Annotated in this window: 17 protein-coding genes, 3 tRNA genes and 3 rRNA genes; 19 read left to right on the top strand and 4 right to left on the bottom strand. The window is 48.5% G+C overall.

Annotated elements, in window-relative coordinates; genetic code table 11:
• The first annotated feature begins 9 nt into the window (after positions 1–9).
• The 6 genes from fba (at position 10) to ASG34_RS04920 (ending at position 6,303) form a co-directional block, all read left to right on the top strand.
• Positions 10–1,044, top strand: coding sequence for a class II fructose-bisphosphate aldolase (fba, locus tag ASG34_RS04940; RefSeq protein ID WP_055827484.1), 1,035 nt, complete (start codon positions 10–12; stop codon positions 1,042–1,044).
• 141 nt (positions 1,045–1,185) lie between these two features.
• The gene (gene tpiA / locus ASG34_RS04935; RefSeq protein WP_055827481.1) at positions 1,186–2,016 is read left to right on the top strand and encodes a triose-phosphate isomerase; all 831 of its coding nucleotides are present in this window, start codon (positions 1,186–1,188) and stop codon (positions 2,014–2,016) included.
• Complete coding sequence (locus ASG34_RS14265) at positions 2,013–2,174, top strand: DUF2256 domain-containing protein (RefSeq protein ID WP_082504807.1); 162 nt, start codon at positions 2,013–2,015, stop codon at positions 2,172–2,174. The genes tpiA and ASG34_RS14265 overlap by 4 nt, the downstream gene beginning before the upstream one ends.
• A complete protein-coding gene (locus ASG34_RS04930; RefSeq protein WP_055829041.1) occupies positions 2,171–3,709 on the top strand; it encodes a cryptochrome/photolyase family protein in 1,539 nt (512 codons plus the stop codon). The genes ASG34_RS14265 and ASG34_RS04930 overlap by 4 nt, the downstream gene beginning before the upstream one ends.
• 76 nt (positions 3,710–3,785) lie before the next feature.
• A complete protein-coding gene (ppk1, locus tag ASG34_RS04925) occupies positions 3,786–5,828 on the top strand; it encodes a polyphosphate kinase 1 (RefSeq protein ID WP_055827479.1) in 2,043 nt (680 codons plus the stop codon).
• 10 nt (positions 5,829–5,838) lie between these two features.
• Positions 5,839–6,303 (top strand): SixA phosphatase family protein, encoded by a 465-nt coding sequence (locus ASG34_RS04920; protein ID WP_055827476.1) that lies wholly within the window; start codon positions 5,839–5,841, stop codon positions 6,301–6,303.
• 148 nt (positions 6,304–6,451) lie between these two features.
• On the opposite strand, the gene ASG34_RS04915 is transcribed toward ASG34_RS04920, so the two are convergent.
• Positions 6,452–6,949, bottom strand: a complete 498-nt coding sequence (locus ASG34_RS04915) for a hypothetical protein (RefSeq protein WP_055829039.1) — start codon at positions 6,947–6,949, stop codon at positions 6,452–6,454.
• A 144-nt stretch (positions 6,950–7,093) separates the two neighbouring features.
• Here ASG34_RS04915 and ASG34_RS04910 point away from each other — a divergent pair, with 144 nt between their 5' ends.
• Positions 7,094–7,714, top strand: a complete 621-nt coding sequence (locus tag ASG34_RS04910) for a ParA family protein (RefSeq protein WP_055827473.1) — start codon at positions 7,094–7,096, stop codon at positions 7,712–7,714.
• 75 nt (positions 7,715–7,789) lie between these two features.
• A complete protein-coding gene (locus ASG34_RS04905; protein WP_055827457.1) occupies positions 7,790–8,035 on the top strand; it encodes a hypothetical protein in 246 nt (81 codons plus the stop codon).
• A 64-nt stretch (positions 8,036–8,099) separates the two neighbouring features.
• Here ASG34_RS04905 and ppx read toward each other — a convergent pair whose 3' ends face one another.
• Both ppx and ASG34_RS04895 read right to left on the bottom strand, forming a co-directional pair.
• Positions 8,100–9,578, bottom strand: coding sequence for an exopolyphosphatase (gene ppx, locus ASG34_RS04900; protein WP_055827446.1), 1,479 nt, complete (start codon positions 9,576–9,578; stop codon positions 8,100–8,102).
• An 18-nt stretch (positions 9,579–9,596) separates the two neighbouring features.
• Positions 9,597–9,872: a hypothetical protein gene (locus tag ASG34_RS04895; protein WP_235559666.1), complete on the bottom strand. Its 276-nt coding sequence runs from the start codon at positions 9,870–9,872 to the stop codon at positions 9,597–9,599.
• 170 nt (positions 9,873–10,042) lie between these two features.
• On the opposite strand from ASG34_RS04895, the gene ASG34_RS14140 reads away from it, so the two are divergent.
• The gene (locus ASG34_RS14140) at positions 10,043–10,741 is read left to right on the top strand and encodes a hypothetical protein (RefSeq protein ID WP_055827441.1); all 699 of its coding nucleotides are present in this window, start codon (positions 10,043–10,045) and stop codon (positions 10,739–10,741) included.
• A 251-nt stretch (positions 10,742–10,992) separates the two neighbouring features.
• Here ASG34_RS14140 and ASG34_RS04885 read toward each other — a convergent pair whose 3' ends face one another.
• Positions 10,993–11,625, bottom strand: a complete 633-nt coding sequence (locus ASG34_RS04885) for a hypothetical protein (protein ID WP_055827438.1) — start codon at positions 11,623–11,625, stop codon at positions 10,993–10,995.
• Positions 11,626–11,881: 256 nt separating this feature from the next.
• On the opposite strand from ASG34_RS04885, the gene htpG reads away from it, so the two are divergent.
• The 10 genes from htpG to rrf all read left to right on the top strand — a co-directional run bounded on the left by htpG (position 11,882) and on the right by rrf (position 24,824).
• Complete coding sequence (gene htpG / locus ASG34_RS04880; RefSeq protein WP_055827435.1) at positions 11,882–13,795, top strand: molecular chaperone HtpG; 1,914 nt, start codon at positions 11,882–11,884, stop codon at positions 13,793–13,795.
• Positions 13,796–13,947: 152 nt separating this feature from the next.
• Positions 13,948–15,210, top strand: a complete 1,263-nt coding sequence (locus ASG34_RS04875; RefSeq protein WP_055827432.1) for an OmpP1/FadL family transporter — start codon at positions 13,948–13,950, stop codon at positions 15,208–15,210.
• A 213-nt stretch (positions 15,211–15,423) separates the two neighbouring features.
• Positions 15,424–17,925, top strand: a complete 2,502-nt coding sequence (locus tag ASG34_RS04870; RefSeq protein WP_055827428.1) for a glycogen/starch/alpha-glucan phosphorylase — start codon at positions 15,424–15,426, stop codon at positions 17,923–17,925.
• 100 nt (positions 17,926–18,025) lie between these two features.
• Positions 18,026–18,772, top strand: coding sequence for a DUF4197 domain-containing protein (locus ASG34_RS04865; protein ID WP_055827425.1), 747 nt, complete (start codon positions 18,026–18,028; stop codon positions 18,770–18,772).
• A gap of 184 nt (positions 18,773–18,956) precedes the next feature.
• Positions 18,957–19,033 (top strand) — tRNA-Met (locus tag ASG34_RS04860).
• A 330-nt stretch (positions 19,034–19,363) separates the two neighbouring features.
• Positions 19,364–20,902 (top strand): 16S ribosomal RNA (locus ASG34_RS04855).
• An 86-nt stretch (positions 20,903–20,988) separates the two neighbouring features.
• A tRNA-Ile gene (locus ASG34_RS04850) sits at positions 20,989–21,065 on the top strand.
• A gap of 10 nt (positions 21,066–21,075) precedes the next feature.
• Positions 21,076–21,151: transfer RNA gene (locus tag ASG34_RS04845), tRNA-Ala, on the top strand.
• A gap of 400 nt (positions 21,152–21,551) precedes the next feature.
• A 23S ribosomal RNA gene (locus ASG34_RS04840) occupies positions 21,552–24,440 on the top strand.
• A 270-nt stretch (positions 24,441–24,710) separates the two neighbouring features.
• Positions 24,711–24,824: ribosomal RNA gene (rrf, locus tag ASG34_RS04835) — 5S ribosomal RNA — on the top strand.
• The 16S, 23S and 5S rRNA genes sit together here with 3 tRNA genes alongside, the layout of an rRNA operon.
• The last annotated feature ends 384 nt before the right edge of the window (positions 24,825–25,208 follow it).

The raw sequence follows: 25,208 nt of genomic DNA, 5'->3' as shown, positions 1-25,208 counted from the left end.
GAGTTTTGCATGGCATTGATTTCCCTCAGGCAGTTACTCGATCACGCCGCCGAAAATAGTTACGGCTATCCTGCTTTCAATATCAATAATATGGAGCAGATCATCTCCATTATGAAAGCTGCTGACGAAGTAAACAGTGCGGTTATTTTGCAGGCTTCGGCTGGGGCACGTGGCTATGCTGGCGAGTCCTTTCTGCGCAAGATGGTAGAAGCAGCCATCGAGCAGTTTCCACATATTCCGGTGTGTATGCACCAGGACCACGGCACTTCTCCCAAAATTTGCCAGATGGCGATCCGTAGCGGCTTCTCCAGCGTGATGATGGATGGATCGTTAAAAGAAGATCACAAAACCCCGGCCAGTTATGAATACAACATGGATGTGACACGGCGCGTGGTAGAGTTTGCTCATGCAGTGGGTGTTTCTGTAGAAGGCGAATTAGGTGTACTGGGATCACTTGAAACCGGCATGGCTGGAGAAGAGGATGGCGTAGGCGCCGAAGGAAAGCTGGATGAATCCCAGCTATTGACCGACCCGGACGAAGCGGCTGCGTTTGTTGAAGCGACCAAAGTAGATGCGCTGGCTATTGCGATTGGCACCAGTCACGGTGCATATAAATTCACACGTCCGCCGTCAGCGGATACCTTATCCATCAAGCGTATCCAGGAAATTCACGCCAAGATTCCTAATACGCATCTTGTCATGCATGGTTCTTCAAGTGTGCCGCAAGAATTCCTGGAAAGAATCCGCCATTATGGCGGTAACATCAAGGAAACCTATGGGGTTCCGGTTTCCCAGATTGTGGAAGGCATCAAGAGCGGTGTACGCAAAGTCAATATTGATACCGATATCCGCCTCGCAATGACTGCAGCCATTCGCGAATACTTCGTAGAACATCCGGAAGAGTTCGATCCACGGGGTTACTTTAAAGAGGCAACCAACGCCGCGCAACAGCTTTGTAAGGAGCGCTTTGAAGCATTTGGCAGTGCAGGGCAGGCGGGTAAAATAAAAGTGGTTTCCCTGGAAAAAATGGCCGCCATTTATTAAATGATTGAACGGTTGTTGGGTAAAGCTGCCATAGATAATAACGTTGCCAGCTAACTGGTACTCGAAACACATCATCCAACTTAAACGCTTGCTCTTAAAAAATAATCCTAACCAAGGGGGCATGATAGAAAGGTTTACATCATGCGCAAAAAATTAGTTGTCGGTAACTGGAAGCTGCATGGCAGCTTGCTGGAAAATCAGGGCCTGTTGAATCGGCTCAAACAAGAACTCCATCATCTTGAAGGTGTGGATGCGGCTGTGTGCCTGCCCTATGTATACTTATATCAGGCGCAGTCTGCTTTACAAGGCTCCGCGATTGCCTGGGGCGCACAAAATGTCAGTCAATTTACTGAGGGCGCTTTTACCTCATGCATCTCGGCAAAAATGGTCGCCGAATTTGGCTGCACTTACACTATCGTCGGTCACTCGGAACGTCGCGCCCTCAAATTGGAAAGTAACCAGGTAGCGACCAAACGCTTGCTGAATGCTTTGCATGCCGGGCTTACCCCCATTTTTTGTGTTGGTGAAACGCTGGATGAACGCGATGGTGGCATGGCGGAGTTAATCGTCCGTAACCAGATGCTGAATGTAGTGTATGGCCTGGACGACAAGGCGTTTGCGCTGGCAAAAAAACTGAATATGGTGATTGCCTATGAACCGGTATGGGCGATTGGTACCGGCGAACATGCTACGCCTGAACATGCTCAACGTATGCATGCGTTTATCCGCATGATGATTGCCGAGCGTGACCGCGAGTTTGCTGATCAGATCCGCATCCTGTATGGCGGCAGTATGGCGCCTAAAAATGCTGAAAGTCTGTTAGTGATGCCGGATATCGATGGTGGCCTGCTGGGGCGTGCGGCGCTGGTTGCTGAAGATTTCGTGGATATCTGCAAAACCGCCAGCCGTTGCTACCAGCAAAAACAGGCCTTAAAGGAATCCAGCAGGTCTGCACCAGTCTATGTTGCATGATCTCTTCGTTTAAAGGCAACAAAAGTCACTTACCCAGCAAACCCTGCCAGCAATGCGGCAGGGAGATGAGTTGGCGAAAATCCTGGGCGAATAACTGGGAAGCAGTCAAATACTGTTCCGAACGTTGCCGGCGGCAAGCGAAATCAGCAGCAGCATGAAAAACCTGGTCATCATTTTGGGTGACCAGCTCACGCTGGATAACCCCGCCCTGCAAGCATTTGATCCATCTCAGGATCATATTGTGATGGCAGAAGTCATGCAGGAGAGTACGCATGTCTGGTCACACCGGCAGCGAATTACCTTGTTTTTATCCGCCATGCGCCACTTTGCCGAAGCTTTGCAAGCCAGGCATTTTCCGCTTACCTATTTCAAACTCGAATCACATGATTACCCGGACCTGGCTGCGGTGTGGCGAGCCATGTTGCAGCAACATCAGCCTGAAGCGATGCGAGTGTGCGAGCCTGGCGATTGGCGGGTATTGCAGGCATTACAGGCCACAGCCAAGGAACATCATGTAGCGCTGGATGTTCTGCAGGACACGCATTATATGTGCAGTATCCCGCAGTTCCAGCGTTGGGCAGAGCAGCAAAAAGGTAGTTCTTTGCGAATGGAAAACTTTTACCGCGGCATGCGCAAAAAATACAAGTTGCTGATGAAAGGCGACGCGCCAGCCGGTGGTGAATGGAACTATGACAAGCAGAACCGGGAACACTTAGGTAAAGAAGGTCCGCAAAATTTAAAGCCATCGCCAAGGTTTGCACCCGATGCGCTTACTCAAGCGGTCATCGCCTTAGTAAAAAAACGGTTTCCCGATCATCCTGGCAAGCTGGATGAGTTTCCATGGCCGGTGAAGCGTGCACAGGCACTTAAACTGCTCTCGCATTTTATCGCAGAAAAATTACCGCAGTTTGGCACTTACCAGGATGCCATGTGGCAAGACAGCCCTTATTTATGGCATTCTCTGCTGGCCTCGGCGCTCAATCTTAAACTGTTGAATCCGCGGGAAGTCATTGCCGCTGCCGAGCAGGCCTACCAGCAAGGCCAGGCGCCGCTTGCCAGTGTTGAGGGTTTTATACGGCAGATATTGGGTTGGCGCGAATTTGTACGTGGCGTTTACTGGCTGGAAATGCCGGCATTAAAGTCAGCTAACTATTTCAAGCATGAACGTGATTTGCCAGCCTGGTTCTGGACCGGACAAACGCAGATGCAATGCCTGTCGCAATGTATAGGCCAAACCCTGGAAACCGGATATGCACACCATATCCAGCGCTTGATGGTCATAGGCCTGTTTTCAACTTTGGCTGAATTTTCGCCCCAGCAGGTCGCAGACTGGTTTTTGGCTGTCTACGTCGACGCAGTCGAGTGGGTGGAATTACCAAATGTGGCGGGCATGGCCTTGTATGCCAACGGTGGCAGATTCACCAGCAAGCCTTATGTCGCCAGTGGTGCCTATATCAAACGCATGAGTAATTATTGTGCAAACTGCCGCTATGACCCGACACTGAAAACAGGTGAGGCTGCCTGTCCATTCACTACTTTGTATTGGGCATTTTTAATCAAGCATGAAACATTGCTGGCTGGTAATCAACGCACCCGCCTGATGGTGCAACATGTGGGCAAAATGACGGCCAGCGAACAATCTGCGATCAAGGCATTTGCCAGTCAGCGACTGAAACAAATACAGCAGTTATAAACGAGGAATTTTTTGATTCATACGATTTCATAAAACTGTCATAAATGGCTGGCCGCCAAGCGCTACAATAGTCGACATGAAAAATAACCCCTCTGTTTTATTAGACCGAGACCTCAGTATCCTCAGTTTTAATGCGCGCGTATTATCCCTGGCGCAACGCGAAGATTACCCCCTGCTGGAGCGACTGCGATTTTTATGCATTGTCTCCAATAATCTGGATGAATTTTTTGAAGTGCGCATGCCTTTGCAAATGGAAGCGCATCAGCAAGGCGTGACGCATGGCCCGGTCACCGCTACTGGTTGCGAACAAATTGCCAGCATGGCACATGCGCTGGTAGCAAAACAATATGAGTTGTTTAATGATGCGCTAATGCCAGCGCTTGCCGAGCAAGCGATACACCTGGTTTCCGGTACCGTGCGTACGCCAGAACAAATCAGTTGGGTAGCCAATTACTTCAAGCGTGAAGTGTTGCCATTTCTGATGCCGGTATCGCTCGATCCATCGCATCCTTTCCCTCAGGTCGCTAATAAGTCGCTTAATTTTATTGTCCGCATTGAGATTGATAAAGAAGAAAAAATCGCCATCGTACGCGTGCCGCGCGTAGTGCCGCGTTTGTTGCAATTGCCGAGTAACATTAGTAAAGGCCAGCAATGTTTTGTATCGCTGACCAGTATTATTCGCTCAAACCTGCATGTGCTGTTTGCAGGTGCAAAAATCCTGCACTTTTCCCAGTTCCGCGTCACACGTAACAGTGACCTTGAAGTTGATGAGGATGACGTAAGTAATTTGCGCATGGCTTTGCGTGAAGAGCTTGCCCATCGCCAATACGGTAAAGCAGTGCGCCTGGAAGTCACGCATGAGTGTGATGATGCGCTGGCTGAATTCCTGCTCAAACAGTTCAACCTGCCCGCATTGGCGCTTTACCGCGTGAATGGCCCGGTGAATTTGGGCCGCCTGATCCAGCTGCCGGATATGGCAAAAGGCGATCATCTCAAGTTCACCTCTTTTCAGCCACAGTGGCCTAAACACATCAATAAAAACATTCTTTTGCTGGCGCAGATGCGTGAGCGTGATTTATTGATACATCAACCTTATGAAAGCTTTGATGTAGTGATCCAGTTGCTGGAAGAAGCAGTCAAGGATGAGCATGTGCTGGCTATCCGTATGACCATTTACCGCACCGGCGCTGATCCGCGCATGCTGTCATTGCTGCAGGAAGCGGTACGCCGTGGTAAAGAAGTGCTGGTAGTGGTTGAGCTCAAAGCCCGTTTTGATGAAGAAGCCAATATCAACTGGGCAGAGGCGCTGGAATCCGTAGGCGCGCAGGTGGTGTATGGTGTGGTAGGCCTGAAAACCCATGCCAAGATGTTATTGATCATGCGTCGCGAAGGGAAAAGCATCCATCGCTACGGGCATTTGTCGACCGGAAACTACAATCCGAAAACGACACGTTTATATACCGACTGGAGCATGCTCACGGCAAATCCTGACCTGACCAGGGAAATGGAAGCCCTGTTCCGTCATTTGACCAGCGAGTTGCCCTTGCCGCGCATGCGGCATTTGCTGGTGGCACCGTTCACGCTACACGCTGGCATGATCAAGCAATTGGGTAAAGCGCAACGCCTGGCCAGGCAAGGCAAACCGGCGCGCGTGATCGCCAAGATGAATGCGCTGACAGATATCCCATTAACCGAAGCCTTGATCAAAGCTGCCGCAGCCGGTGTCGAGATTGACCTGATCATCCGTGGCGCCTGCATCTTGCCGGTAGATTTGCCCGCGCTGAAAGGCCGCATCCGTGTCCGGTCAATTGTGGGCCGCTTGCTGGAGCATTCGCGCGTGTTCTATTTCAATCTGGATGGGCAGGTCCAAATGTGGCTTTCTAGCGCCGACTGGATGAGCCGCAATATGATACGCCGTGTCGAGCTGGCGTGGCCGATCACTGACCCTGAAATGCAATTGCGCATTATGCAGGAGGGGTTGCAGTTATACCTCGATGACAACCTGGATGCCTGGCAGTTGACTGAGCAGGGTGTGTATAAAGCCGTGCGCGAATCGGCAGGCGATGCCCCATTGCAGTCTTGCCAGCAGATATTGCTAAAACAGTATCATTCATTATAGGGTCTGCGAGATGGCGGTACGTAACCTGATTTTATGGCGGCATGCAGAAGCAGAAGACTTGCTGCATGGTCATTCTGACCTCGAGCGAGCTTTGACTAAAAAAGGCCACAAGCAGGCAAAGCAAATGGCGGCCTGGCTGAAGAAATACCTGCCTAAACAAACCTACGCCATGGTCAGCCCGGCATTGCGGACCAAGGAAACGGCCGCTTATTGGGCGGATGGCTGGCAGGAAGAAAACCGCCTCGCGCCTGAACGGCCTTTACAGCCGATTTTGCAATTACTTGAGCAGAGCCCGTTTGAACACATTATGCTGGTCGGGCATCAGCCCTGGATAGGCGAACTGGCTGCCCAATGCCTGGGTATGGAAGATACGCAACTGAGTATTAAAAAAGGCGCCGTCTGGTGGTTACGGTTGCCAAAGTCCGGCCCGCCTTACAAACTCTACAGCGTGCAGTCGCCAGACTTGGTGGAGTAACCTGTCGTTATCGATCAGTTTAAGCGACTGCTCGAGGTGGTTATTTTTCGGAAACGTAAAAACTGAAAGAGGTAGCTCAACAGATATGTGAGCTACCTCTTCAATCCAGGCTGTCTGATTCGAATTTTTACAATTAATACCCTGGAAATTACTTCTTTGGTCTGCCGGTTTTAATGGTTGGTACTGTTGCCAATGCCGCTTTCAGTTTTGTGTCATCAAGGCCAGACAGCAGTTTTAAACCGGCGCGTAGTAGTTCGCTTTTCTTAACCGCTTTGCCAGCGGCTTCCAGACGTTTCTTCAATGCAGCAATTTGTGCATATTCGTCTTTTGGCATGGTAAAGCTATCGCGTTCCATTTTGACTTTAGGTGTTTTTGATTTATCAGCTGTCACAGGTTTACTGCTGTTCACAGCAGGTTTGCCTACTACTTTTGCCACTGGTTTTTGAGCAGCGGGCGTCGCTTTTTTAGGTGCAACAGTTGCCGGTTTTGCCGCAATTTTGGCCACCGGTTTTGCCACTGGCTTAGCTGTAGAAGCTGCCGTCGCTGGTTTGGCGGTTCCTGGTTTTACTGTTTTGCTTGATGCAGGGGTTTTAGCGGCTACTGGCTTGCTTGTTGCCGTAGGTTTGGCTGCCGGTTTAGTGGCCATGTGGATCTCCTGTTTATTTTTGCGTGAAAACAGTTTATACCGTTTTTGTTTTGCGTCAATTGTCATAAAAATTTCATATTGATATGGTGTCATAGAGGCTGTTTTCCATGACAGAATTCAACACCATCACACAGGGAGCATGAGATGCGCAGGGTATTGGTGGCAAACACCAAAGGCGGTAGCGGTAAAACGACTCTCGCCTCCAATCTTGCTGGGTATCTGGCGCAATTGGGACATAAAGTTGTACTGGAAGATATTGATCGCCAGCAATCGTCAGCATCTTGGCTGGCGCGCCGTCCACAGCATGTAGCGACTGTATTCAATGCTGAAGACCTGGGTAAATCCGCTTTGCAAAAAGCTGACTGGGTTATTACCGATTCCCCCGGTGGTTTACGCGACAAAAAAATTTCTGATGCAGTGACCGAGACCGATTTAATTCTGGTACCAATTGCACCTTCTGCTTTTGATATTGGCGCTACCCAGGACTTCCTGAGCTTGCTGGCTGAAGAAAAAGCCGTGCGCAAGCACAAGACTTTTGTCGGGCTGGTGGGCATGCGTGTGATGCCGCGTACTAAATCTGCCGAGCGCCTGCTAGCGTTTATGGATGAGACCGGCTTTGCGGTTTTGTCGATGCTGCGTTCTTCGCAGATCTATGTCACTGCGGCAGAAGAGGGGTTAAGTATTTTTGAATTGTCGGGCTCTTTAAAGGAGATCGATATTGCGCAGTGGAATCCGGTCACCGACTGGATTTTGCAGAACAGTTAGAGAGGCCTGTCGTTTCAGGCGATGAGTAAAAAAGCTGTCGACGCCGGCAGCTAGCATCAAATTAAAGGGAGTCATATGAAAGATAAGTCAAATCCAGTGTACCTGGAAAAAGTGAAACAACTCAGCCCTGATGAAGCTGAACGCGTGCTGTCACGCATGGGTGGCAAGTTGCCTAAACGATTTATCAAGGAAAAACTGACCCAGGAAGAAGCGCTTGCGTTGCAGTTGGAGATTGAAGATGAGCAGCTGCAAGAGTGGCGTGAGAAAGTAGCAAAACTGCGCGAAGAAGATGAAAAACAATCGAAGAAGAAAAAGGATTAGTTTGTAGTTTTCAGTAGATGCGTACAATGCCGCATTAGCAAAACGGGCCTTTCGGCCCGTTTTTTTAACTGTATTCCGCTTCCAGTTGCCAGCCGAGTTTTTGCCAAAGCTGGCATTCTTCTTCCAGCAGGTAATGCGTTTGAGGGTGCTGGCTGACCCACTGTGCTGGCAGCGCTAGCGTAAACTGCTGTTTGTCGTGTATCAGCTGTAAATGTTTCATCACAGGCAACCGGCGTGAGTGGCAGAAAATCACTGCCAGGCGTAATGCCATCAACTGGCACACCAGGTCCTGGTTGTCGAAATCCGCAGGTAGTTTGCGCAATTTTCCTTGATGACCCAATACCAGAAGACTGATGGTGTGCAGCTCGCTTTGGGCAAACCCCATCAGCTCGGTGTTATCCAGTATATAAGCGCCATGCTTGTTACAGTCAGTATGTGAAATGGCCCAGCCGATTTCATGGCACAGTGCGGCCCATTGCAGCAGAGGTTTTTGTGTATCACAGGCTTGCATCGCATCATAAAAATGCAGGGCTACCTTGCTGACATTCTGCGCATGCTCCAGCTCTACGCCAAACTGTTTGCACAGGCGGGCGATGGAGGCCGAACGCAAATCTTCGGTGGCATCAGCCGGACTTAAAATGTCATACAGCACACCGTGTCGCAGCGCACCATTGGCCACGTTCATGGTGTCTATATTCAGCGTATCGAATACCGCAGTCAGGATGGCCAGGCCACCACCGATCACCGCACGCCTGTCATCCTTCAGCCCTTCCATATGCAGGCGGTCAGGTGTTTTAGCTTTGATCAGCGTTTGCTTCAGCCATTCCAACTGGCTACGTTCGATTTTTTCGGCAGAAAATCCTGAGCCAGCCAATACATCGGCTACGGCACCGACCGTGCCCGAAGCACCATACGCGACATCCCAGTGGCCGTTATATCGGCTGGCAATCATATCGATAATAGATTCGGCGGCGATTTCAGCCCGTTCAAAGTTACGCTCACTTAACTGGCCATCAGCAAAGTATTTTTGTGACCAGCCAACTGAGCCTAACCTGAGGGATTCTGTAACGTTGGCTTTGAAATGCTGACCAAGGATAAATTCGGTCGAGCGTCCGCCGATATCAATGACCAGGCGTTTTTCATCCGACTGCGGCAGCATGCGGCTGACACCCTGGTAGATCAGGCGTGCTTCTTCCACCCCTGAAATAATCTCAATCGGGTAACCCAATACCTTTTGCGCTTGCTTAATGAATTCAGCACTGTTAGTTGCTTCCCTCAGGGTTTGTGTCGCTACAGCGCGCACCTGTTCAGCAGGAAAGCCCTTTAAACGCTCACCAAACCGGGCCAGGCATTTCAGTCCGCGCTCTATGCCTTCAGGCTTGAGGTTACGATCTTCATCAAGATCACCTCCCTGGCGAACGGCCTCTTTTAAGTAATCCACGCGCAGAATCTGTCCGTCGACCACACGGCCAATTTCAAGCCGGAAACTGTTGGAGCCCAGGTCTACAGCTGCGAGTTGGGTGTCTTGGGTAATGTTTAGCATGCGATACCACTGAAGAAATTACTTTAGATAACGGGAAATGACCTTGGGATACTCAGGAAAGTAACGTTCAATCACACTTAAATCAAAACTTCTCAAAATACTGGTATTCGATTCGCGGTCGAGTAAAAAATTGAACGAAGCCGCTACCAGTTCGGTGATAGTATTCGGCGTGCTTAATAGCTGTTTTGCATAATCGGGTTTGACGCTGACTTGATGTGTAGTGACTTGTGCCCCATGAACGGTCACTGAAAAAGAGTGTGGACTGGTTTCGGTCACCTCAATATTCGCCATCATTGCCTCCGTCATGATTTGTCTCGGTAGACAAGTCTTGCAAACAGTATAAATCGTTATATTGGCATAGGCCAGTGAAACTAATGTGACGCATAACGAATATGAAAACACATGCATGAAAAAAGGCGGTTTCATCAAACTGTCACGGCTTGAAAATAAAATAAAAACAAAAAATGCATAAATCTGTCCTCATCTGTATAAGCCTGATATTAGCGCTGTGTTTTTCGCACAGTGTTTATGCTGCACGCCCTCTAGTCACCGATGACGCGCGCCTGACCAATGCCCATAGCTGCCAACTTGAAACCTGGATGCGTTCCTATGAAGGAGGGCGTGAAGCATGGGCGTTACCAGCATGTAACTTGGGCGAAAACTTAGAAATCACTTTTGGTGGCGGCGTTTATCGTAATCAGGATGAAAACTACCGCACCGAAGACTGGATAATACAATTCAAAACCTTATTCAAACCACTAGAGACTAATGGCTGGGGTGCAGGATTTGCGGCAGGCCATGTCAAGCACACAGATATCCAGCCTGGGCCCAATCAACTGGGTAATACTTATTTTTATGTGCCGGTATCTTTTTCGCTGCACGATGATGATGTGATCGTGCACCTGAATATGGGGATGTTGCGGGACAAGCAGGCTTCAGAACTTAAAGCCAGCATGGGCTTGGGGGCAGAATTTAAGCTGGGTGGCGCATTTAAAGGCATTGCGGAAGTGTTTGGTGACAATTCGCAGAATCCGTTTTATCAGTTGGGGGTAAGGTATTCGCTGGTGCCGGAGGTGTTCCAGATTGATGGAACGATTGGGCAGCAGGTGAATGGGGATAGTGAGAGTCAGTGGTTGTCGATTGGGTTGAGATGGACACCATAGGCATTTATTTTTAGGTCGTCATTCTGGCAGAGGTCAGAATACAGGCAAGAGTTATGTTTAGTTTGGAAATAGTCGCTTTACTCTGAAATTCTAGTCAGTATTTCTTCAGATAATCACCATTCCTTTTCGCTTCTCAGCGAGTGACTTTTCTTTGCTTTGGGCAAGCAAAGAAAAGTCACTCGCCTAGCGGCGAAATAAAATGCCACATAAGTTCTCAATCCTTGACTTATTGAGACACTTCTCAGTAAAACCTATCTCAAAAGAATAATCCGGTTAATCTGCCCTAGCCTAAAAGCAGTCCTGCTCATCTTCCCACCCTTCAACGCCAATGGTCTAATCGGGCACGGCGGAATCCTGCTGCCATCTTCCAGCAACGTATCATCCTCTGCCGTCGATTGCCAAACCCCACCATTCACCGGCCTGAACTGCCAGCGTATATACCCAACTTTGGCACCAAGTTGCAACATTTCATCGCGATCGGGCGCTTCACTTATCAGTAAATCTTCTTCAAGTTCTTCATCATATTTGCCAAATGCCTGCTTGCAGGCCAAAGCTTCCTGGTCACTTGCACCAATATAAGTGCATGCACGGTGTTCTTCGCGCTGCACGTCCCAGGCGCCCAATTGCCATGCAGCATCCAGCACGACTTCTTCTACCACTTCCGGCTGACGCCAGCGATCATTGATCTGCAAGGCCGAGCCTGGCACCGGTTGCAGCATTGGTTTGAGCAGGGGCAAAGCCTCCATCGGCTGTTTGCGGAAGCCGTGCCAATGTAACATCAGCAACAGCGGGGTATCCGCACGCGGCACCGCAGTGAGTGTGACTGCGGTTAAGGGCAACTGCATGACCTGCATTTGCTCGATTAAAGTGTGAAAAATATTCATGATCCACTCCTTCTATTTACAAAGCCTTTTCAATAAAAAGCTAGCAAGAAGCGTGCTGAGAAAAACGCTTTAAATAGGCAAGCAACATCATGAACTGTCGTTTTAGCCACTGAATGGTGAGAGTAAATCTATGTTGTAATCGTGGGTTGGATCTCTGATTTAATTCATCCGTCATTATCCCCTCTTGAAAAACGGTTTTCTTTTCCCCATCTAATCACAAAATTTTCGTGTAACCCTGTTATTTGGAGAAATCGTTATGACGACAGCGACAGCAGAATCGCCATCTAAACAAACCATGGGCTTTCAGGCCGAGGTCAAACAATTACTGCAGTTGATGATTCATTCACTGTATAGCAACAAAGAAATCGTATTGCGTGAATTAATTTCTAATGCCTCTGATGCAGCAGATAAATTACGCTTTGAGGCAATCTCGAATGGCAGCCTGTACGAAAATGACAGTGAGTTGAAGATCAATGTCTCTTTTGATAAAGACGCACGCACCCTGACCATTTCTGACAATGGTATTGGTATGCGCCGCGAAGAAGTGATTAATAACATCGGTACCATTGCCAAATCCGGCACCAAGGAATTCTTCCAGAACCTGACCGGCGACCAGGCCAAGGACGCCAACCTGATTGGCCAGTTTGGTGTCGGTTTCTATTCCAGTTTTATCATTGCTGACAAAGTCACACTGATTACACGCCGCGCCGGCGAGACGGAAGCCATCAAATGGGAATCAGGCGGTGAAGGCGATTTCACGATTGAAACAACGGAAAAAGCCGGGCGCGGTACCGAGGTCATCCTGCACCTGCGTGAAGGCGAAGACGAGTTCCTGAATGACTGGAAACTGAAAACCATCATCCGCAAATATTCTGACCATATCACCTTACCTATCGTGATGAAAAAATCCGAATGGAAAGATGGCGAGAATGGCGAAGGCGGTCAGATGGTGACAACTGATGAGGATGAAACGATTAACAAGGCATCTGCTTTGTGGGCGCGCAGCAAGAGTGACATCACTGAGGAGGAATACAACGAGTTTTACAAACACGTTTCTCATGATTATGAGAGCCCGCTGGCCTATACCCACAGCCGTGTAGAAGGCAAGCAGGAATATATATCTCTGTTGTACGTTCCGGGCAAGGCGCCGTTTGATTTGTATGACCGCGAGCGTCGCCAAGGCATCAAGCTGTATGTGAAACGCGTATTCATCATGGAAGATGCCGAAAAGCTGATGCCGCAATACCTGCGGTTTGTGCGCGGTGTGATTGACTCTGCCGATCTGCCATTAAATGTATCGCGTGAAATCCTGCAGGACAGTCGTGATGTGGAAGCGATTAAAAATGGCTCAGTGAAAAAAGTGTTGAGCTTGCTGGAAGACCTGGCGGAAAACAAGCCTGAAGATTACAGCAAGTTCTGGAGTGAGTTTGGCCGCGTATTGAAAGAAGGTCCTGGCGAAGATTTTGCCAATAAAGAAAAAATTGCCGCTCTGCTGCGTTTTGCTTCCACCCATGCGGATAACGAAGTACAGAATGTATCACTGAAAGATTACATCGGCCGTATGAAGCCTGAGCAGGAAGCGATTTATTACATCACAGCCGATACTTTTGCTGCCGCGAAGAATTCGCCGCATTTGGAAATCTTCCGCAAGAAAGGCATTGAAGTATTACTGATGTCAGACAAGGTAGATGAATGGTTGCTTGGTAGCCTGACAGAGTTTGAAGGCAAAAAACTGCAATCGATTGCCAAAGGTGATCTGGACCTCGGCAAGCTGGAAGATGAAGCAGACAAGGAAGCGCAGAAACAGGTGGAGGAAAATGCCAAAGACCTGGTGGAGCGCATCAAGACCGCGCTTGGTGAAGCAGTGAAAGAAGTCAAAGTGACGCATCGCCTGACAGATTCACCAGCATGCCTGGTTGCAGGCGAGCATGATCTTTCGGGTAACCTTGCACGTATCCTGAAAGCAGCCGGCCAGCAGGCGCCTGAAAGCAAGCCTATCCTGGAAGTGAACCCCGCGCATCGGTTGGTGGAAAAACTGAAAGCAGAAACCGATGATGCCCGTTTTGCCGATTACGCACATGTGTTGTTTGATCAGGCATTGCTGGCTGAAGGTGGTCAGCTGGAAGACCCTGCCAGTTTTGTGAAACGTATGAACAGCCTGATTCTGTAATCATTCGGTCAGTCCGAATCAGCGTCAGATATAAAGCCCGCAGATGCGGGCTTTATATTTTTTAAAGTTATAACAATATAATTCCAAATTATTTTTAGCTATTTAATAAGATTGGTAGATTAATAAGCCTCAACTATCGCTAAGGGGCTGAAATGCGTAACACCGTTAAATTATTACCATGGCTACTTTCCATTATGGCAGGGCATGTATATGCGACTGATGGTTATTTTGCCCATGGCTATGGAGTAAAGGGCCTGGGATTGGGTGGTGTCGGTATTGCGCTGCCGCAAGATGCGCTGGCAGCGGCAACAAACCCTGCAGGCTTAGGCATCGTCGGTGACCGTATTGATTTTGGGGTTACCTGGTTTAAACCTGACCGCGATGTCCGTCTGTCCAACACCGCCGGTGGTAGCGGCGCGCTGGATGGACGTTACGATGGTAACGATACCGAGCATTTTTTTATCCCGGAGTTTGGTTATAACCGGGTGATTAATGACCGCACCACGCTGGGCGTGAGCGTCTATGGTAATGGCGGCATGAATACCGACTATAAAGATGGTATCCCTTATTTCAATAACACAGGTAGCCGCACCGGGATTGATTACCTGCAAGTGGTCGTTGCACCAACCGCGACCTGGCGCATCAATGAGCAACATGTATTAGGCGTGTCCCTGAATCTGGCTTACCAGCGGTTTGAGGCGAAGGGCTTACAGAACTTTGATAATGCGCTTTCAAGCACCTCGCCGGGCAATGTCACCAATAACGGACATGACAACTCTTACGGCGCCGGCTTGCGGTTCGGCTGGGTTGGGCAAGTAAGTGATGCGGTGACTTTAGGTGCCACTTATCAAACAAAAACCTATGCCAGCAAGTTTGACAAATATAAAGGCTTGTTTGCGGAAGGTGGCGATATTGATATCCCTGCAAACTACGGTATCGGGATTGCCATCAAAACCACGCCTGCACTGACACTGGCAGCAGATGCGCAGCGAATCTTATATTCTGATGTGAATGCGATCGGTAATTTGTCACTAAGTAACCTTGCTTCACGATTAGGCTCATCCAGCGGCTCTGGTTTTGGCTGGCGGGATGTGACAGTTCTTAAGGTAGGTGCGCAGTATGCCTATAGTGACTCGTTGACATTACGCGCAGGCTATAACCACAGTTCACAACCGGTACGCAGTAGCGAAACCTTGTTTAATATTCTTGCGCCAGCCGTGGTTCAGGATCACCTTACTTTAGGAGCCACCTATACCTTGCCGAATAAGTCCGAGCTTTCTTTCTTTTTTGCGCATGCCTTTGAAAATAAAGTGCGCGGCAATAACTCTATCCCTGCCGTGCCATTTGGCGGTGGAGAAGCGGACGTCCGCATGAACCAGAACTCTCTAGGGGTTGCTTACGGTTGGTCGCTTTAGGAGTGAGTCTTTGATTTTTGTATGACAAAACTAGCGTAAGCACGATAGTCATCAAAATTACATTTATAGTAATTTATAATAAAAGCCATGGCACCTTTCGCCGTGGCTTTTTGTCATATAGCGTAACAGCCGCTGACAGGCTTGTTTTTTGCTTTTTAAATGTAGACAATCTTCACAGTCACATCCGTTATTGAATATTCTAGGGGAAGATGCATGGCCACCAATGCCAAATCCACACGTAGCAAGACCGATAAAAAAGAAACTATCCATAACGCTGAACAATTTTTGAATGAACAGTTACCGATTCCACAGGCATTACGCAACCACCTGACCTTTTCCCTGGGTAAATCTGACTCCTGGGCTACGACCCGTGACTGGTATCAAACTGCTGCCTTTACTGTACGTGATCACCTGATGAGCCGCTGGGTGACAACCCGCGATGCCTATAGAGATGCGAATACCAAACGTGTTTATTATCTTTCACTAGAGTTTCTGATCGGCCGCATGCTCTCTAATGCGGCACTGAATCTGGGCGTTGCACCGGAATTAAGCGAAGGTTTGCAGGAAATCGGCCAGCAAATGGAAGGCGTGGCCGAGATGGAACCGGATGCTGCACTGGGTAATGGCGGCTTGGGCAGACTGGCTGCTTGTTTTGTCGATTCAATGGCAACCATGGATATCCCCGCCACCGGTTACGGGATCCGTTATGACTATGGCATGTTCAGGCAAAGTATCGAAGGCGGCCAGCAGGTGGAAAACCCTGACAACTGGTTGCGCTACCAGAACATCTGGGAGGTTCAGCGTCCTGAGCATACTTGCGAAGTGAAATTTTATGGCCGTGTAGTGCAGGTGCATACAGAGCGGGGTAATGAGCGCCACTGGATAGACACCGCCAGCGTAGTGGCCATGCCTTATGATGTCCCAGTGCCGGGTTATGGCACGCAAACGGTCAATAACCTGCGCTTGTGGTCTGCCAAAGCCGCTAAAGAGTTTGACCTGACATCATTTAATCAGGGTAACTACGATAAATCTGTGGAAGGCCGTCATGGGGCGGAGACCATTTCCCAGGTTCTATATCCGAATGATGCGTCTGAATCTGGTAAAGAATTACGTTTAAAACAGCAATACTTTTTTGTATCGGCCTCTACGCAAGATATCCTGCACCGGTTTATCACGCACAATCCCGATTGGGAAACCTTGCCGCAAAAGGTCGCTATCCAGTTAAACGATACACATCCTGCGATTGCCGTCGCTGAAATGATGTATCAACTGATAGATCTTTATCATCTGCCATGGGAAAAAGCATGGAATCTGGTCACTCAGATCTTCGCCTACACCAACCATACCCTGATGCCGGAAGCACTGGAAACCTGGTCAGTGGATTTGTTTTCATCACTGTTGCCACGTCACCTGGAAATCATTTACGAAATCAACCATCGCTTCCTGCAAATGGTTAACCAGCATTTCCCTGGCGACAGTGATTTGCTGAGCCGTGTCTCTATTATTGATGAGGGTAATGGCCGCCGTGTACGCATGGCGCATTTGGCTGTAGTCGGTAGTCACACTGTAAACGGGGTCGCCGCGTTACATAGCGAGTTATTGAAAACCACCTTGTTTGCCGATTTCAATAGAATCTATCCTGGCAAATTTACCAATGTGACCAACGGCATTACGCCGCGCCGCTGGCTCAACCAATGTAATCCTTTGCTGACTGAACTGTTAATCAAGCATATAGGTACCGGTTTCCAGAAAGACCTTAGCCTGATTAAAAAAATTGAGCCTTTGGCAGATGATGCCGCTTTCAGAAAAGCTTTCCGCGAAGTGAAAGCCGCCAATAAGCAAAGGCTGGCATACAAAATATTGCAGAAAACTGGCGTTGCTATTAATCCCCAAGCGATATTTGACGTGCAGATCAAGCGTATTCATGAATACAAACGTCAGTTATTGAATGTGTTGCATGTCATCACTTTGTATAACCGAATCCGCAATGGCCAGGCACACAACCAGACGCCGCGCGTGGTGATTTTTGCCGGTAAAGCCGCACCTGGCTACTGGCTAGCCAAGCAGATCATCCGTTTGATTAATGATGTGGCGACAATTATCAATAATGACCCGGCAGTGGGCGATCAGCTAAAAGTCGTCTTCTATCCTAACTATGAGGTAAGTGCTGCTGAAATCCTATTCCCAGGCGCGGACTTATCCGAACAAATTTCCACCGCAGGTACTGAAGCCAGCGGCACCGGTAATATGAAAATGGCGCTGAATGGTGCGCTGACCATAGGTACGCTGGATGGGGCCAATGTCGAAATCAAGGAAGAAGTGGGTGACGAGAATATCTTCATCTTTGGGCTGACCACACCAGAGGTGGCGCAGATTAAAGCCAGCGGTTATAACCCATGGGATTATTACAACGGCAACCCTGAACTCAAGCAGGTCATCGACATGATAGGAAACGGATTCTTTTCATTTGGCGAACGCGGTCGCTACCAGGCAATCGTGGAAACCCTGCTGCAAAAAGGTGACCATTACTTATTACTTGCAGATTATTCAGCTTATGTTGAGGCGCAAGACAAAGTGGCTGCCTTATATCAAGATGAGGATGCCTGGTCACGCGTGGCTATTTTGAATGTGGCACGGATGGCGAAATTTTCCAGTGACCGTACCATAGGCGAATATGCGAGTCGTATCTGGAAAGTGGAACAGTTCAAAGCCTGATTCAGCTTTATAAAAGTAGCTTTTAAGCAAAGCAAGTCCTTATGGACTTGCTTTGTGCTTTGTGGGTACACTAGAGCAGCCTTTTGGACGGAGAAGCATAATGAAAAAAACAGCCTATTTACTTGTTTTGGGTTTGATAATTACCAATGCTCAGGCACTTGACCTCAAAGGTTTGGGCGATGTTGTCAATAAAGTGAGGGGTGATTCCACAGCTGGCAATGATGCGGCTGTCAGCAATTTAACTGACAAGGAAACAAACGATGGTCTCAAGCTGGCTCTTAACCAGGGAGTGACTAAAGCCGTTGATGTGCTTGGTGCGACAGATGGCTTTCTGGGTAATAAAGAAGTGAAAATTCCGTTGCCTGATTCACTAAAGAAAATAGAGAAAGGCATGCGAATGGTTGGCATGGGGGATCAGGCCGATGATCTTGTGTTGAAAATGAACCGGGCCGCAGAGCAAGCGGTGCCAGAAGCTAAGGCCTTATTGGTTAACTCCATCAAGCAAATGAGTCTTGCGGATGTCAAAGGCATACTGACCGGTCCGCAAGATGCGGCAACGCAATATTTCAAAAAAACCACTTCAACTGACATGGCGGCAAAATTTCTGCCTATCGTACAAAAGGCAACTGCAAATGTGCAGTTGGCTGATACCTATAATAAGTATGCGGAAATGGGCAGCCAGTTTGGTGTGGTGAAAAAGGAAAATGCCAATATTAATCAGTATGTCACCCAGAAGGCGCTGGATGGTGTTTACCTAATGGTCGCGAAAGAAGAAGCCGCTATCCGCCAGGATCCGATGGGGCAGGCGAGTAACTTACTGAAAAAGGTATTTGGCGCAGCAAAGTAATTTAGTATTAGTATTCAGTCGGTTAAATAAAAACGCCGTGAGGAAACGGCGTTTTTATTTAACTGATGCGTCACTGTCTATACATCTGTCCGTAACAATTCTCTGATTTTGTGTTGACACCTCTTTCAATTCTTTGCTATAGTCTCACCTCTCGACGCAACACAAGTTTTTAGGTCGATTCGGACGCGGGATGGAGCAGTCTGGCAGCTCGTCGGGCTCATAACCCGAAGGTCACAGGTTCAAATCCTGTTCCCGCAACCAAGTAAAAATTCTGTTTAAATTTAAATTGACTTCTTTGCTTGACCGCTTAAAAAAGCTCTGTATAATGCGCACCTCGTTAACGCAAAGCGTTGATGTTGAAGGCCCTAGTGGCCCTGTTCTTTAAAAATTAGGATGACTGATAAGTGTGGGTGTTTGTAGTTGGGTGAAGCGCATTTAATGCGTAGAAGCCTCAGAAAATACAAATGCTTTACACTTAGATTTATGACAAGTATGTACAGTGTTTTTTACACACATACCTTGAAATGAATTTGAGAAATTAAGCGAAACGAATACCGCCTCGAAAGAGGTATAAAGTAATAGTTAGGAATTAAACTGAAGAGTTTGATCCTGGCTCAGATTGAACGCTGGCGGAATGCTTTACACATGCAAGTCGAACGATGAACCCTAGCTTGCTAGGGGGATTAGTGGCGAACGGGTGAGTAATATATCGGAACGTGCCTTGTAATGGGGGATAACTAGTCGAAAGATTAGCTAATACCGCATACGCCCTGAGGGGGAAAGTAGGGGATCTTCGGACCTTACGTTATAAGAGCGGCCGATATCTGATTAGCTAGTTGGTGGGGTAATGGCCTACCAAGGCTTCGATCAGTAGCTGGTCTGAGAGGACGACCAGCCACACTGGAACTGAGACACGGTCCAGACTCCTACGGGAGGCAGCAGTGGGGAATTTTGGACAATGGGCGCAAGCCTGATCCAGCCATTCCGCGTGAGTGAAGAAGGCCTTCGGGTTGTAAAGCTCTTTCGCAAGGGAAGAAAACTTACTTTCTAATAAAGAGTGAGGCTGACGGTACCTTGATAAGAAGCACCGGCTAACTACGTGCCAGCAGCCGCGGTAATACGTAGGGTGCGAGCGTTAATCGGAATTACTGGGCGTAAAGCGTGCGCAGGCGGTTTGGCAAGTCAGATGTGAAATCCCCGAGCTCAACTTGGGAACTGCGTTTGAAACTGCCAGACTAGAATATGTCAGAGGGGGGTAGAATTCCACGTGTAGCAGTGAAATGCGTAGAGATGTGGAGGAATACCAATGGCGAAGGCAGCCCCCTGGGATAATATTGACGCTCATGCACGAAAGCGTGGGGAGCAAACAGGATTAGATACCCTGGTAGTCCACGCCCTAAACGATGTCTACTAGTTGTTGGTGGAGTAAAATCCATGAGTAACGCAGCTAACGCGTGAAGTAGACCGCCTGGGGAGTACGGTCGCAAGATTAAAACTCAAAGGAATTGACGGGGGCCCGCACAAGCGGTGGATTATGTGGATTAATTCGATGCAACGCGAAAAACCTTACCTGGCCTTGACATGCCACTAACGAAGCAGAGATGCATTAGGTGCCCGTAAGGGAAAGTGGACACAGGTGCTGCATGGCTGTCGTCAGCTCGTGTCGTGAGATGTTGGGTTAAGTCCCGCAACGAGCGCAACCCTTGCCATTAATTGCCATCATTTAGTTGGGCACTTTAATGGGACTGCCGGTGACAAACCGGAGGAAGGTGGGGATGACGTCAAGTCCTCATGGCCCTTATGGCCAGGGCTTCACACGTAATACAATGGTCGGTACAGAGAGTTGCCAACCCGCGAGGGGGAGCTAATCTCAGAAAGCCGATCGTAGTCCGGATTGTTCTCTGCAACTCGAGAGCATGAAGTCGGAATCGCTAGTAATCGCGGATCAGCATGTCGCGGTGAATACGTTCCCGGGCCTTGTACACACCGCCCGTCACACCATGGGAGTGGGTTTTACCAGAAGTAGGTAGTCTAACCGCAAGGGGGACGCTTACCACGGTAGTATTCATGACTGGGGTGAAGTCGTAACAAGGTAGCCGTATCGGAAGGTGCGGCTGGATCACCTCCTTTCTAGAGAAGATCACTCGGCTTCAAGCATTCACTCTTATCAGTCATCTGAAAATAAGCAGCAACAAAGATTTAGGCAAACCGCCTTAGGGTCTGTAGCTCAGCTGGTTAGAGCACCGTCTTGATAAGGCGGGGGTCGTTGGTTCGAGCCCAACCAGACCCACCACTCTGATATTGGGGGATTAGCTCAGCTGGGAGAGCACCTGCTTTGCAAGCAGGGGGTCAACGGTTCGATCCCGTTATCCTCCACCACCTATTGATGGTTTGGATACGTGGTTCTTTGTTGCGGTTTAGAGATTAGAAGCAAATGTTACTTGATTGGTAACGATCAAATAATGTTTGCTTCTGGTTTTTAAACGATTAGTTTAATGACTAAGACTGCTCTTTAACAAAATGGAAGAAGTAAAGGAATATAGGTTGTGTGATGACAACTTATATTCAATGGGCGATATTATTTTTTAACCGGAAATAATATCGATTGATTGCAAAATCATAAATATATTAAACGCAAGTTGAGAGGCTTAGGTTGATGAGAAATCATTGATTTGAGCGAATCTAACGAGGTTTGATAGTGCTTTAGAATTACCTGTAACGCGTGTCTCATGCACGACGAAACCTGGATTTAAAAAGGGTTTAGGTTTTAACGTTATAGGGTCAAGTGAATAAGTGCATATGGTGGATGCCTTGGCGATTACAGGCGATGAAGGACGTGATAGCCTGCGAAAAGCTTCGGGGAGCTGGCAAATAAGCTTTGATCCGGAGATGTCCGAATGGGGAAACCCACCCGCAAGGGTAACCGCTCCTGAATATATAGGGAGATGGTGGCGAACCGAGTGAACTGAAACATCTAAGTAGCTCGAGGAAAAGAAATCAACCGAGATTCCGTAAGTAGTGGCGAGCGAACATGGAATAGCCTGTTATTTTTAGCAGATGCGATAGTAGAACGGAATGGAAAGTCCGACCGTAGTGGGTGATAGTCCCGTATACGAAATCCCGTCTGTGGAACTAGGGTAACGAAAAGTAGGGCGGGGCACGAGAAACCTTGTCTGAACATGGGGGGACCATCCTCCAAGGCTAAATACTCGTAATCGACCGATAGTGAACAAGTACCGTGAGGGAAAGGCGAAAAGAACCCCGGGAGGGGAGTGAAATAGATCCTGAAACCGTATGCATACAAACAGTGGGAGCGGACTTGTTCCGTGACTGCGTACCTTTTGTATAATGGGTCAGCGACTTACATTCAGTGGCAAGCTTAACCGATAGGGGAGGCGTAGAGAAATCGAGTCCGAATAGGGCGAATTAGTCGCTGGGTGTAGACCCGAAACCAAGTGATCTATCCATGGCCAGGATGAAGGTGCCGTAACAGGTACTGGAGGTCCGAACCCACAAATGTTGAAAAATTTGGGGATGAGCTGTGGATAGGGGTGAAAGGCTAAACAAACTTGGAGATAGCTGGTTCTCTCCGAAAACTATTTAGGTAGTGCCTCGTATATCATTCTCGGGGGTAGAGCACTGTTATGGCTAGGGGGTTCATAAGAACTTACCAAACCATTGCAAACTCCGAATACTGAGAAATGCAATTACGGGAGACAGACCATGGGTGCTAACGTCCGTGGTCAAGAGGGAAACAACCCAGACCGACAGCTAAGGTCCCAAATGACGTGCTAAGTGGAAAACGAAGTGGGAAGGCATAGACAGCCAGGATGTTGGCTTAGAAGCAGCCATCATTTAAAGAAAGCGTAATAGCTCACTGGTCGAGTCGTCCTGCGCGGAAGATGTAACGGGGCTAAGCACGTAACCGAAGCTTCGGATGCCCTAATTTATTAGGTGCATGGTAGGAGAGCGTTCTGTAGGCCTGCGAAGGTGTTCTGTGAGGAATGCTGGAGGTATCAGAAGTGCGAATGCTGACATGAGTAGCGATAAAGGGAGTGAAAAGCTCCCTCGCCGAAAGCCCAAGGTTTCCTGCGCAACGTTCATCGGCGCAGGGTGAGTCGGCCCCTAAGGTGAGGCAGAGATGCGTAGCTGATGGGAAACAGGTTAATATTCCTGTACCTCTATACAATGCGATGTGGGGACGGAGAAGGTTAGGTCAGCCGGGTGTTGGATGTCCCGGTTCAAGCGTGTAGGTTGGTTCTTTAGGCAAATCCGGAGAGCTAAGACTGAGACGTGATAACGAGCGTACTTGTACGTGAAGTGATTGATACCATGCTTCCAAGAAAAGCCACTAAGCTTCAGTTGTATAAGACCGTACCGCAAACCGACACAGGTGGGCAGGATGAGAATTCTAAGGCGCTTGAGAGAACCCGGGAGAAGGAACTCGGCAAATTAGCACCGTAACTTCGGGAGAAGGTGCGCCCCGGTAACGTGTAGAGACTTGCTCTTGAAGCGTGATGGGGTTGCAGTGAAAAGGTGGCTGCGACTGTTTAATAAAAACACAGCACTCTGCAAACACGAAAGTGGACGTATAGGGTGTGACGCCTGCCCGGTGCTGGAAGATTAAATGATGGGGTGCAAGCTCTTGATTGAAGTCCCAGTAAACGGCGGCCGTAACTATAACGGTCCTAAGGTAGCGAAATTCCTTGTCGGGTAAGTTCCGACCCGCACGAATGGCGTAACGATGGCCACACTGTCTCCTCTCGGGACTCAGCGAAGTTGAAATGTTTGTGAAGATGCAATCTCCCCGCGGCTAGACGGAAAGACCCCATGAACCTTTACTGCAGCTTTACATTGGACTTTGACAAGATTTGTGTAGGATAGGTGGGAGACTATGAAGCGGTGTCGCTAGATATCGTGGAGTCAACCTTGAAATACCACCCTGATGTTGTTGAGGTTCTAACCTAGGTCCGTAATCCGGACTGGGGACCGTGTATGGTAGGCAGTTTGACTGGGGCGGTCTCCTCCCAAAGAGTAACGGAGGAGTGCGAAGGTAACCTAGGTACGGTCGGAAATCGTACTGATAGTGCAATGGCAAAAGGTTGCTTGACTGCGAGACGGACAGGTCGAGCAGGTGCGAAAGCAGGTCATAGTGATCCGGTGGTTCTGTATGGAAGGGCCATCGCTCAACGGATAAAAGGTACTCTGGGGATAACAGGCTGATTCCTCCCAAGAGTTCATATCGACGGGGGAGTTTGGCACCTCGATGTCGGCTCATCACATCCTGGGGCTGTAGCCGGTCCCAAGGGTATGGCTGTTCGCCATTTAAAGTGGTACGTGAGCTGGGTTTAAAACGTCGTGAGACAGTTTGGTCCCTATCTGCCGTGGGCGCTGCAAGTTTGAGGGGACCTGCTCCTAGTACGAGAGGACCGGAGTGGACGCACCTCTGGTGGACCAGTTATCATGCCAATGGTATAGCTGGGTAGCTAAGTGCGGAAGAGATAAACGCTGAAAGCATCTAAGCGTGAAACTCGCCTCGAGATGAGACTTGCCTCTGGCTTTAAGCCAGCTAAAGAGTCGTTCAAGACCAGGACGTTGATAGGTCAGGTGTGGAAGTGCAGTAATGCATTAAGCTAACTGATACTAATTGCTCGTGAGGCTTGATCCTATAACCTTAAAACTTAGACATGATGTAACGTGAAAACGATACAAAATCTAATGGATGAAAATCCATAAGGTGTAGTTCAAAGCAATATGATTTGGCAATCATCTAGAAATAAGAAACACAAGTTGTTTCATACCCTAATCCCATTGAAAACCAAGCGAACGCTTGCATCCTTTACTTCTTCCAATTTGTTAAAGCAGGCTGAGCTACAACTCAGCACTCTGCATGTCACATATCCCTTGGGATATGTCAGGCATAACATTACCAGTTATGTTTGGGGACAATAGCGGTTTGGAACCACCCCTTCCCATCTCGAACAGGGCCGTGAAACGAACTTGCGCCAATGATAGTGTACTCTTCGTATGCGAAAGTAGGTCATCCCCAAGCTCCTTACAACGAATAGAGCCTCGTGAATGCGAGGCTCTATTTTTTATGTAAATAGTCGATTTTTGTAATGGAAAATAAGTAATATTTTTCTTGACGAAAATCGCCAGCGCTGTAAAATGCGCGGCTTGCTTCGAAACAACGAAACGTTAATTTGAAGGAAGGCAGTAATAAATTTGCGATTGATCAGAATGTGTCAGCAGCCAGTTAAAAAGTTGTTGACCGCTTAAAAAAGCTCTGTATAATGCGCACCTCGTTAACGCAAAGCGTTGATGTTGAAGGCCCTAGTGGCCCTGTTCTTTAAAAATTAGGATGACTGATAAGTGTGGGTGTTTGTAGTTGGGTGAAGCGCATTTAATGCGTAGAAGCCTCAGAAAATACAAATGC

This window comes from Methylophilus sp. Leaf416, assembly GCF_001424665.1.
Classification (GTDB): domain Bacteria; phylum Pseudomonadota; class Gammaproteobacteria; order Burkholderiales; family Methylophilaceae; genus Methylophilus.
Note: the sequence above shows the minus strand (reverse complement) of the source record. Positions and strands in the feature narration are given on the sequence as shown.